Consider the following 9,945-nt stretch of genomic DNA (forward strand, 5'->3'; position numbering starts at 1 on the left):
GCTGGAAAGCCCACGGATTCTAACAACACACCCGGATACGCACAATCCGGACGTCCGCCGTGACGTCACCGGTGGCGTGACCGAAATGCAAGGGGCGATCCCCGGGAAGGCCTGCATGCTGTCGATCCACAACACCCTCACGCGCAAGAAGGAAGCATTCGTGCCCATCGAACCGGGCAAGGTGCGCATGTATGTCTGCGGCATGACGGTCTACGACTTCTGTCATCTCGGGCACGCCCGCGTGATGGTCGTTTTCGACATGGTGGTTCGATGGTTGCGCGCGAGCGGCTTTGATGTGACCTATGTGCGCAACATCACCGACATCGACGACAAGATCATCAAGCGCGCGCAGGAAAACGGTGAGTCCATCCGGGCACTCACCGACCGTTTCGTCGCCGCGATGCACGAGGATGCCGATGCTTTGGGCGTGCTTCTTCCGAGCCACGAGCCGCGAGCGACCGACTATGTTGCCAGCATGCAGTCGCTGATCGGCCGGTTGTACGAAAAAGGCCTTGCCTACCAGGCCGACAATCGTGATGTCTGCTATGCGGTACGCAAGTTTCCAGGGTACGGCAGGCTGTCCGGCAAGTCGATTGATGAGTTGCGCGCCGGCGAGCGTGTCGAAGTGGTGACCGACAAACGGGACCCGCTGGATTTCGTGCTGTGGAAGCATGCGCGTGATGAAGAGCCGGAGGAGGTGAAGTGGGCCTCGCCGTGGGGGCCGGGGCGGCCCGGTTGGCACATTGAGTGCTCGGCGATGAGTTCCGATCTGCTCGGGGAACGTTTCGACATCCACGGAGGCGGTCAGGACCTGCAGTTCCCGCACCACGAGAACGAGATCGCTCAGTCCGAGGGGGCGCACGGGCACACCTTCGTCAACTACTGGATGCACAACGGCTTCGTTCGGGTTGATGACGAGAAGATGTCGAAGTCCCTCGGCAACTTCTTCACCATTCGTGAAGTGCTGGCGCGTTACGACGCTGAAGTCGTCCGATTCTTCATCCTGCGTGCCCATTACCGCAGTGCACTCAACTACTCGGATGCGCATCTCGACGATGCCCGTAATGCCCTGACGCGTCTCTACACTGCACTGCGCAACGTCGCGCCGGCGTCGGGCGGGCTGGATGCGTCCGAAGCTCACGCCGAGCGCTTTGCATCCGCGATGAACGACGACTTCAACACTGCCGAAGCAATCGCGGTTCTGTTCGATCTTGCCAACGAGGTGAATAGAAGCCAGTCTCCCGAAATGGCTCGCCAGCTCAAGGCGCTCGCGGGCGTACTCGGACTGCTCGAGCGCGACCCGGTGGCATTTCTACAGGGTGGGGATGGCGGTGACGAGGACGCGGGTCGAATCGAGGCTGCGATTGCCGCCAGGACCGAAGCCAAGAAGTCCCGGGACTTCGCAACAGCAGACCGGATTCGCGCGGAGTTGCTCGAGCAGGGGGTTGTGCTCGAAGACACGCCTCAGGGCACGGCCTGGCGCCGCGCCTGAGGCGGTTTGTCAGCGGCCGAAGCGGCCGTGACTGATGACGGTCAGGTCGATGAAATCGAGGCCGACCGGGTTCGCGGTCGTGCCAACCAGTTTCAAACCGCCAATATCGGTATTCGCCATCCCTGCAAGCGCTTGCCTGAAAGCGTCGCGAGTGGGGTTGCTGCCCGCCTGCCGGAGCGCTTCGCTGAAGACTGCGGCGGCAAGATAGCCTTCGAGTCCGGCGTAAGAGTATTCCATGCCGGCGGAATCGGCGTCCCTGCGATAGTCGCGCACGACTGGGTAATCCAGCCGGAACGGTGAGGGCGTGACTTGTGCGAGCGCCAGGCCGTGGGCGTCACGCCCAAGTGTGCGGACAAGCTCGCTGCTGCTGATCACCGACAGGCCATACAGCATCGGTTGGGCGGTCGTTTCACGCAGGGCGCGGATCATCATGGGTGGAGTCCGGCCAGCGGCGACGAGAATCAGAGCCGCCGGATTAGCTTCGGCGACCAGCCGTGCAGGTTCGCTTGCATCGTTGGCGGTCATGTCTATAGCCGCGGTTACCGCGGGTTCCAGACCGCGCAGCGCCAGCGCCGCCCGGGCCGCCTGCAGGCCCGCCTCGCCGAAGGCGTCGGCGTGGTGGACCACGCCGATCGATTTCACACCGAGCATGGTCAGGTGTTCGACGATTCGCTCGATTTCACGCGAGTATGAAGCCCTGAGGTGGAAGACGTTGGCGTTGGGTGGTTCGCGCAAAGCGTCCGCGCCGGTATAGGGGGCGAAGAAAGGTACGTCGGCTGCAAGTGCAACCGGCATCGCTCGTAGCGCAGGGCCTGTGCCGAAGCAGGCAAAGAGGGCGAAGACGCCATGCTCGTTGATCAGGCGGCGTGCGTTCTCTTCCGCCTTGTCGGGACTGTATTCGTCGTCGAGTACGACCAACTCGAGCCGTTTGCCATTGATGCCGCCACGACGGTTGACCGTGTCGAAGTAAAGCTTGGCTCCATCAACATACTCCATGCTCAGCGGTGCGAGCGGGCCGGTGAGTGCGCTGCTGTTGCCTATCAGAATGCGATCGCCCGCAGTTTCACCTGCGTGACCGTCGCCGATCGGCAAGAGCAGCGCTGAGTTCGCGAAGACGCTTGCAGCGAGACCGACGAGCAATCGGCGACGCAATGGGGTGTGGAGTCGAGAATGAGTCATATCGGTTATCGGAGTGAAGTCGGAATGGGGTGGCAAGAGCGTGTGCGAGTATAGCGCAGCCGAATAAGCATTCTGGATTGCAGTTGCCCCGCCGGGTCATCGTCTCCGCATTGACGCGGATACGAAAGTCTTTGACCGCGTCGCCGATTAAGCTGATAGACTCTGAAAGTTGTTTTGTGCGAATTCGATTCGCCCTCATGCTTGGGTCACGGATGTGCGACAACTCTGGCGCAGCTGGGATTCTTGAACAAGGGAGGAACGCGATGGCGTTCGTCATTCTCTCCGCAGGCACGCTCACACGTCCGCGCACGCGGACCTTCAGCCTCGGAGCATTCGCGATGTTGCTGGCAATCCTGGTGGTTGCCGCGTTGGCCGGTGGTTACTGGCTGGGCCATCGCACGCTCGAGCTCCGTCCAGTGCTGGATCAGCCCGAAGCTGTCGCGGTACCGGAGAGCGTTTTGCCGGCAGCCGCACCGGAGCGTGCCGTGATCGTGAGCGATCCTAACCGGCACCTCATAGATCGATTCGGCGAACTCGCGGGGCGGGTAATCCACCTCGAGGCCGAGGCGGTCGAGTTGGCGGCGCGAATCGGCGCGATCGCCGAATTTGAAGCCCGGATCAAGCCGGAAGAGACCGCGGATGTGCCTCTGGGCAGGGCAGCACGCACACAGCCTGGTGCACCCTCGGGCGGTCCACTGTTGCGGCCATTGGAAGATGACGCGGCGCCCAAGCTGGACGAAGCCGCGCTGGCGGATGACTTTGACGCCGGTGAAGCCTTGGGCGAAGACTTCGTCAGGCTGGAGAGCGACATAGCGCGCTTGTCCACGCTGCTTGCCTCCATCGACGAAGCAGCGACCTCGCTCAATCACGCCCATATGTCGTTTCCGGGCCGTACGCCGGTTCGGGGCGTGGCGATCAACTCCAGCTTCGGCAACCGTGTCGATCCGATCTCGCGTCGCAGGGCTTTCCATAGCGGGGTCGATTACGCGGCACCGCGCGGCACGCCGATCCACGCGAGTGCGGGTGGTCGCGTCATATTTGCTGGTAATAGGCGGCACTACGGCTTGACCGTCGAGATCGATCATGGCGCGGGTCTGGTGACTCGCTATGCGCATGCCTCGCGATTGCTTGTTTCCAAAGGGCAGGTCGTCATGCCAGGGGAGGAAATTGCACGTGTGGGGGCCACCGGTCGTACCACGGGACCTCATCTCCATTTCGAGATTCTGAAGGACGGCCACTTTGTGGACCCCTCGATCTATCTCGCGCGTTTTTGATTCAGCCTCATGTCTTTCGGACACCGTTCGCGTAATCGCGAGCTGACGGCCAGCGATCTTGTGCTGACGGCCTCAAGCCGTCGCGGTCCGGCCATGCTGTTCTGGGGTTTCGTGATCGTGCTCGCGGGTGCGGTCGCAGTCGGCGTGATCTACATCGAACAGTTGATCCGTGCCGATGCTCGCGTCGAGGCGCTGGAACTGGAGAAGCGCCAACTTGGCGCGGAAACCCTCAGGCTGGAAGCTTCGTTGCAGGAATCCGGCGGGACGGTGGAGCGCCTGTTGCTTGATCTGGAAATCGCGGCGGTGACCCAACTGGAACTCGAGCGGCAGATCACGGTGCTGAACGAGCAGCTCAAGCAGGTCAAGGAAGAACTCGAATACGTCAAGAATGCAGGAGACTGACGCCACTGGTTTGCTGGTGGCGGGTTGCATTATCCGGAGGAGTCATCGATGTTTGGCAGGAAGAACAAGCAAACGATTGAGGTAACCAAGCTTTCGAGCCTGATCGCCGACAATCTCCACATTGTCGGTGACGTGTTGTTCTCGGGCGGCCTGCGCGTTGACGGCAAGGTCGATGGCAACGTTCTGGGAAAGCGCGGCGAGAAAAGCCTTGTGGTGATCAGCGAAAAGGGCAGCGTCGTTGGGCGGGTGTGTGCCTATGATGCTGTCGTGAATGGCACGATTTCGGGCGACCTGGAGGTTGAGCACTTCCTGGAACTGCAACCTGGTGCCAAGGTGTCGGGCAACATCTCTTATCGGCAGCTGCAGATGGAGTGTGGCGCCACGGTCGACGGCAAATTGGTAAAGGTGGATGAGGCTGCGCCAGAGAAGGGCAAGCGGGCTGCACCGGTTGCGGTACCAAGCGTGCCGAAGCCCCAGTCCGAAACGCAGGTGGCGCCCCCGCCTGCAGAGCGGGGCTTGACATCCTCCGTGGCGGAAATCGCGAAGAACGCCGAAGCCAAACCCTGATCAGTCTGGCCCGGCTCTCGGTTGCCGTTCAGTGCTCCGGCGGGCTGAAGGTCTCTTCCGCATGGCGACGTATGAGCGCCACACCTCCTTGAAGAAACACGGTGTCGTAACCCTCGGCCGGAATCCGGTCGCTGCGCGTTATCGCGAGACCACCTGGTTCCGGCGTGCCGCTGGGCGTGACCGCTTCACGATAGACGCTGAAGCTGGGCACGCTGAAGCGCATCGAGACAACCGGTTCGTCAAGATCCTTGGCGATCAGTGCTGCCTGACGCACCGGCTCCTGCAGTACCGCGCCGAACCAAGGGGTGACCACAAGCGCGAGGACGACGACCTGGATCGCGCCGGCGAGCACGAGCTTGCGATGCAATTGTGCCTTCCATAGTGACATTGCAGCCAGCCAGAGCAACAGGCCCGCGATACTGACCAGATAGAAGAGCGGGGACGCGCGCTCACCGGCAAGCGCCAGGTGGGCGCGGAAGAAGGCGTTGCCCGATTCGGTGCCCGAGAGCCACACAAAGATCAACGGCAATAGCGGAATCAGCGCGAGAACCAGGGTCGGTGCGGTGAGATGGGCTACAGGGCGCCGCAAACCTGAACAATGGGCCGCGATGAGCAGAAAAAGCGGTGTCGAGCCGTAGAGAACGTAATGTGGCAGCTTGGTGCCCGACATCGAGAAGAAGCCGATCACGAAGACGCTCCAGATCCACAGAAAACGGTGGAGATCGCTGCTGAAGTCCGGCTTGATCTTCCTGAGGGTTGCGAGCAGTGGCCCGGTCCATGGCAGCAGCAACACCGGCACCATGAATACGTAGTAGAAGATGCTGCCAGCGTGGCTGTGAATCGTTCCGGAGAACCGCTCGACGTTGTGCTTGAGAATGAAACCCTCTATGAAGTCCCAGCCGTGGAGGGTGAGTGCGACAGCGTACCAGGGTGCGACGATGCCGATCAGAATGACCCAGCCCAGGGGGTCGAACACCGCCTTGAACCATTGCTTCCATTGGCCTTTGGTGGCGCAGTAGAGAAAGGTGACCGCGCCTGGTATCAGGAAAGCGATTGGACCCTTGGTGAGAATGCCGAGACCGATCCATAGAAAGCTGCGTAGCAGCGGTGCGCGCCGACCGGACTCGAGATGTCGCCAGGCATCGAACATCGACAGGGCGATGAGCAGGTTGAGCAGGCCGTCGGCGGTGGCGGCACGACCGATGACGAAGGGGCCGAGTGCGGTGGCGGCGATTGCCATCGCGATCAACGCGTTGTCGTTGCCGAAACGCGGACGTGCGAAGTGCCAGATGACGTAGCACCAGAGTGCGGCGGAGATCGCCGACGGCAGACGGAAGGCCCACTCGCTCAAGCCGAAGATCAGGTAGCCGACGGCCTGGAACCAGTACACCAGAATGGGCTTGTCGAATCGCGGCTCGCCATTGAGATACGTGAACAGGAACTCGCCACGTTCGAACATCTCCTGCGTCGCGCGGGAGAAGGCGCCTTCATCGATGTCAAACAGCGGTGCTGCGCCCAGTCGCAGAAAGAAGGCGAGCAAGGGCAGGCAGAGGATGAGTGCGACCAACGGGGTGAAGCCGCGTTGTGAAGGCGTCACGTGGCCGCTCATGACTCGTGATCGACTTTGCGTTCGGGCTGATACCAGCCTTCGTCCTTGCCGAGCTGTGCCTGTGGTTGGGCCAGGTAGGCGCGCGAGGTGCCGGACTCGTAGTAGATGCGCGTGAGCAGTTCGGCGATCACGCCCGAGGTGACCATCTGGACTCCGGCGATGACAAGGAAGAAACCGCCGAACAGCATAGGCCGGGTGCCGATGGATTCACCGAAGAACACCTTGAGGCCGATCAGATAGGTCAGGATCAGACCGCCCAAGGCTCCCAGTGCGATGCCGATGCCACCGAAGAAATGCCCCGGTCGGGTGCGGTAGCGCATGAAGAAGTAGACGAACACCAGATCCAGAATGACCCGGAAAGTGCGCGAAATACCGTACTTGGACTGTCCGAAGACACGCGGGTGGTGGGTGACCACTTCCTGTGCGATCTTGTTTGGGGTGGTGACGGTTGCCAACCACGCGGGGATGAAACGGTGCATTTCGCCGTAGAGGCGAACGTTCTTGATCGCACTGCCGCGGAATACCTTGAGGCTGCAGCCGTAATCCTTCAGGCGCACACCGGTGAGCCGTGCGATGAGCCGGTTGGCAATGCGTGATGGAATCTTGCGCAGCAGCAGACCGTCCTGACGGTTCTTGCGCCAGCCTGCGACCAGATCCAGGTTCTCGGTGAGCAGGCGCTTGACCATGCGTGGAATGTCGATCGGGTCGTTCTGCAGATCGCCATCCATGGTGGCGATCACGCTGCCGCGCGCGGCATCCAGGCCTGCCTGCATCGCCGCCGTCTGCTTGAAATTCCGCACCAGTTCCACAACACGGATATGAGGGCCGAAATGTCTGGCGCAGCGGGCGAGTTCCACCGGTGTCGCGTCCGAGCTGCCGTCGTCAACAAGCACCACTTCCCAGGGCCAGGGGTAGCCGTCGAGCGCAAGGTGGATGCGTGCGAGCAAGGGTTCGACGTTCTCGGATTCGTTGTACATCGGCACCACGATCGAAAGCGTATGTTCCGGCAGGCCATCTGGAATCTGTGGATCGGCAGGCGGTAGGGGATGAGCGGTCATGAGCGGTTGCCGTCGTACATGGATTTGTCGGTGAGGCGCCCGGCTGTCTTGCCAGGCCATAGCCAGGCGATCACGCCGGCACTGACCGCGCTGGCGATCACGATGAGGTGCAATACCAGCGCGGCCTTGAGTCCTTCGGTGAGTGCGATGCCATTCGGTAGCAGCGCGGCTGCGGCCCCGGCCTCGTAGGTGCCGAATCCCGCGACCCCTTGCACCGGCTGGATCGCTGCAAGTTCGGCACCGAGCACGCCGGCACCTGCCAAAGCAAAGCCGCTGCCGAGAACGTGAGACAGCAACCACGCCTGGGCTGCCAGCTTCACGGTCCAGTTCGAAACTGTCCACAGCCAGCCCAGGCGAGCATGCTGCGTTGATTCGGCAAATGCAGTGCGCAGCCTGGAAACCAGTGAGGCGAAGCGGCCGACCGGTTCACGCCCCGAAGGGCGCGTTGCCCAATGCGGAAGATACCACGCGACCAACAACAGGGCAGCGATTGCAAGCAGTCTCAGGGGGATGGGGATGCCGGGCCAGATCAAGGCCGCAAGCGCCATCACGACGAAGGCATCCTGCAGCCTGAACCAGAACAATGAGGCGAGCGCGCGGGACAGCGAAACCCCGAAATGTCTCTGCAACAGGATCGGAAAAGCCGCCTCGCCACCACGAAACGGGACGACGTTCACCATCGCATTGTGGATCATCACGATACGCAGGCACGGCCAGTAACCATTGCGGCGCTGGGCGCCGTCAACTGATTGGTACTTGAACTCACTGTAGACGCGTAATGCGCGAATGAAGTAGCTTGCCAGCAGGCCTGCAATGCCGAGTACCAGGGCGGGCAGCGACAGGGCACGCGCGGCTTCCAGCAGTGCAGACCAGCCCTCCTGTGTCGCCAGCCAGACGAAAAGCGTCAGCGTCAGAATGACCGCAAGGACGCGCTTCAAGTTCTGCTCCTCGGCACGGGCCGGATCATCGCGTAGCCTGCGCCTGCGCAACCGGCAGCGGCCAGCAGATACTGCATCCAGAGTCCTTCCGGATAACCGAGGTCGTCGAAGAAAAGCCAAAGCGAAGACAAGCCGATCAGCACGGCCATGGTGCGAATACCGCTGGCACGGGTCCAGAACTGCCAACGGCCCGACCACCATACACCGAGCGCCCCGCACAGCCAGCCTCCGGCGGCACCGGCAAAGATATCGAGCGGCCAGTGGGCGCCGACCGCGACACGCGAGAAAGCCGCCAGTGCAGCTATTGCAAGCGCGACCCAGGCGAGCCAGCGACGTCCGGGCGCGAGGCAGCATAATGCCACTGCCGCACCGATGCCGAACGCGGTAACCGAATGCCCGGAGGGAAAGGCGTTGGCCTTGAGAGTCTTGCCGACGATCCAGATCTCGTCCGGGTCCAGCACCGCCCCGGGCCGTGCCTCCTGGAACAGCTTCTTCAGACCGTGGGCATAGAGGCTGCCCGCCGGCAGGGCTAGCAGGGCTGCAGCTGCCCAGCGCGGCTGCCAGTGTAGAGCGATGGCCAGTAGCGCAAATGCTCCGCCGGTCGATGCGATGTTCGTGATGCCAGCCCAGAACTCCGCCGGGAGAGCCCGTGAGGCATCATTCCAGGCGAGAAACAATGAAGTGTTCGCCCCCCCCTGCAGGACGGCCAGCGCCAGCGCGGCGGGAACAAAGGCGGGGAGCAGGAACCAGGCCCAATCAGATCGCGGCCTGGAGGTCGGGATGTTTGACACGATGACAGTCGTAATTTCGATTAACTCGTAATGGTATCGCGCTTCGGTATCGGGCGGGCCGAGCGGTCAGTCAGTTATAATTCGACGCTTGGATTTTTTTGCCGGCCCGCCGGTTCCGCCCGATCGATTTGCAGCACATACCCACATGACCGACATCCTCAAGCTGCGCGGTGACGCAGCCTTTTCCAGTGCCCGTCTCGAACGCCTGCGTCAACGCGCGACTGCTGTTGCGCCCAAGCTGAGGTCGCTGGAAGCCCGTCACTGGTTCTTCGTTGAAGTATCGAGCCCGCTTTCCGAAGCCGAGCAGCAGCGCCTTGGCGAGCTGCTCGGTGTGGAGCAGGGCGGCGCGCAAGGCACGGGTGACCTGCTGCTCATCGTGCCGCGTTTGGGCACGATCTCGCCCTGGTCGTCCAAGGCAACGGACATTGCGCATCAGTGTGGCTTCGACAAGGTCGTGCGCATCGAGCGCGGCATCGCGTTCATCCTGGACGCGTCTCGTCTGGACGAGGGTGCGCGTTCAGCGCTGCTGCCCCTGTTGCACGACCGCATGACCGAGTCGGTGTTGCAGAGCCTGGACGCTGCCGACGCGCTGTTTCATCACTACGATCCACAACCGATGACTTCGGTGGATATCC

9 protein-coding genes and 1 pseudogene are annotated in these 9,945 nt (G+C 62.0%); 5 read left to right on the forward strand and 5 right to left on the reverse strand.

The features are described 5' to 3' along the window. Positions 1-115: 115 nt before the first annotated feature. On the forward strand, positions 116-1,492 hold the full coding sequence (gene cysS / locus GPA21_RS16805) for a cysteine--tRNA ligase (RefSeq protein WP_168989276.1): 1,377 nt from the start codon (positions 116-118) through the stop codon (positions 1,490-1,492). A gap of 9 nt (positions 1,493-1,501) precedes the next feature. Here the strand turns inward: cysS and GPA21_RS16810 are convergent, their stop codons facing one another. Continuing rightward, positions 1,502-2,671 (reverse strand): ABC transporter substrate-binding protein, encoded by a 1,170-nt coding sequence (locus GPA21_RS16810; protein WP_168989269.1) that lies wholly within the window; start codon positions 2,669-2,671, stop codon positions 1,502-1,504. 263 nt (positions 2,672-2,934) lie between these two features. On the opposite strand from GPA21_RS16810, the gene GPA21_RS16815 reads away from it, so the two are divergent. Genes GPA21_RS16815 through GPA21_RS16825 form a run of 3 tightly spaced genes read left to right on the forward strand, consistent with a single transcriptional unit; the run spans position 2,935 to position 4,914 of the window. Beyond that, on the forward strand, positions 2,935-3,945 hold the full coding sequence (locus GPA21_RS16815) for a M23 family metallopeptidase (protein ID WP_168989270.1): 1,011 nt from the start codon (positions 2,935-2,937) through the stop codon (positions 3,943-3,945). A gap of 9 nt (positions 3,946-3,954) precedes the next feature. Then, on the forward strand, positions 3,955-4,347 hold the full coding sequence (locus GPA21_RS16820) for a hypothetical protein (protein WP_168989271.1): 393 nt from the start codon (positions 3,955-3,957) through the stop codon (positions 4,345-4,347). A 24-nt stretch (positions 4,348-4,371) separates the two neighbouring features. Next, complete coding sequence (locus GPA21_RS16825) at positions 4,372-4,914, forward strand: bactofilin family protein (RefSeq protein ID WP_246262029.1); 543 nt, start codon at positions 4,372-4,374, stop codon at positions 4,912-4,914. 28 nt (positions 4,915-4,942) lie between these two features. On the opposite strand, the gene GPA21_RS16830 is transcribed toward GPA21_RS16825, so the two are convergent. The 4 genes from GPA21_RS16830 to GPA21_RS16845 are packed head-to-tail and all read right to left on the reverse strand — an operon-like array spanning position 4,943 to position 9,310. Continuing rightward, positions 4,943-6,523 (reverse strand): ArnT family glycosyltransferase, encoded by a 1,581-nt coding sequence (locus tag GPA21_RS16830; protein WP_168989272.1) that lies wholly within the window; start codon positions 6,521-6,523, stop codon positions 4,943-4,945. Continuing rightward, a complete protein-coding gene (locus tag GPA21_RS16835; protein WP_168989273.1) occupies positions 6,520-7,581 on the reverse strand; it encodes a glycosyltransferase family 2 protein in 1,062 nt (353 codons plus the stop codon). The genes GPA21_RS16830 and GPA21_RS16835 overlap by 4 nt, the downstream gene beginning before the upstream one ends. Then, positions 7,578-8,519 (reverse strand): lysylphosphatidylglycerol synthase transmembrane domain-containing protein, encoded by a 942-nt coding sequence (locus GPA21_RS16840; RefSeq protein ID WP_168989274.1) that lies wholly within the window; start codon positions 8,517-8,519, stop codon positions 7,578-7,580. The genes GPA21_RS16835 and GPA21_RS16840 overlap by 4 nt, the downstream gene beginning before the upstream one ends. Beyond that, positions 8,516-9,310 (reverse strand): phosphatase PAP2 family protein, encoded by a 795-nt coding sequence (locus GPA21_RS16845; RefSeq protein WP_168989275.1) that lies wholly within the window; start codon positions 9,308-9,310, stop codon positions 8,516-8,518. The genes GPA21_RS16840 and GPA21_RS16845 overlap by 4 nt, the downstream gene beginning before the upstream one ends. 145 nt (positions 9,311-9,455) lie before the next feature. On the opposite strand from GPA21_RS16845, the pseudogene GPA21_RS16850 reads away from it, so the two are divergent. Further along, positions 9,456-9,945 (forward strand): annotated as a pseudogene (locus tag GPA21_RS16850) (phosphoribosylformylglycinamidine synthase); the annotation flags it as partial.

Origin of the sequence: Azoarcus taiwanensis (genome assembly GCF_012910885.1) — a bacterium.
Lineage (GTDB): Bacteria > Pseudomonadota > Gammaproteobacteria > Burkholderiales > Rhodocyclaceae > Azoarcus_F > Azoarcus_F taiwanensis.

What these genes read in the sequence shown, in the direction of transcription:
- cysS (WP_168989276.1), top strand. Translation starts at nt 116, where the DNA reads ATGCTGTCGATCCACAACACCCTCACGCGCAAGAAGGAAGCATTCGTG.
- GPA21_RS16810 (WP_168989269.1), bottom strand. Translation starts at nt 2,671, where the DNA reads ATGACTCATTCTCGACTCCACACCCCATTGCGTCGCCGATTGCTCGTC.
- GPA21_RS16815 (WP_168989270.1), top strand. Translation starts at nt 2,935, where the DNA reads ATGGCGTTCGTCATTCTCTCCGCAGGCACGCTCACACGTCCGCGCACG.
- GPA21_RS16820 (WP_168989271.1), top strand. Translation starts at nt 3,955, where the DNA reads ATGTCTTTCGGACACCGTTCGCGTAATCGCGAGCTGACGGCCAGCGAT.
- GPA21_RS16830 (WP_168989272.1), bottom strand. Translation starts at nt 6,523, where the DNA reads ATGAGCGGCCACGTGACGCCTTCACAACGCGGCTTCACCCCGTTGGTC.
- GPA21_RS16835 (WP_168989273.1), bottom strand. Translation starts at nt 7,581, where the DNA reads ATGACCGCTCATCCCCTACCGCCTGCCGATCCACAGATTCCAGATGGC.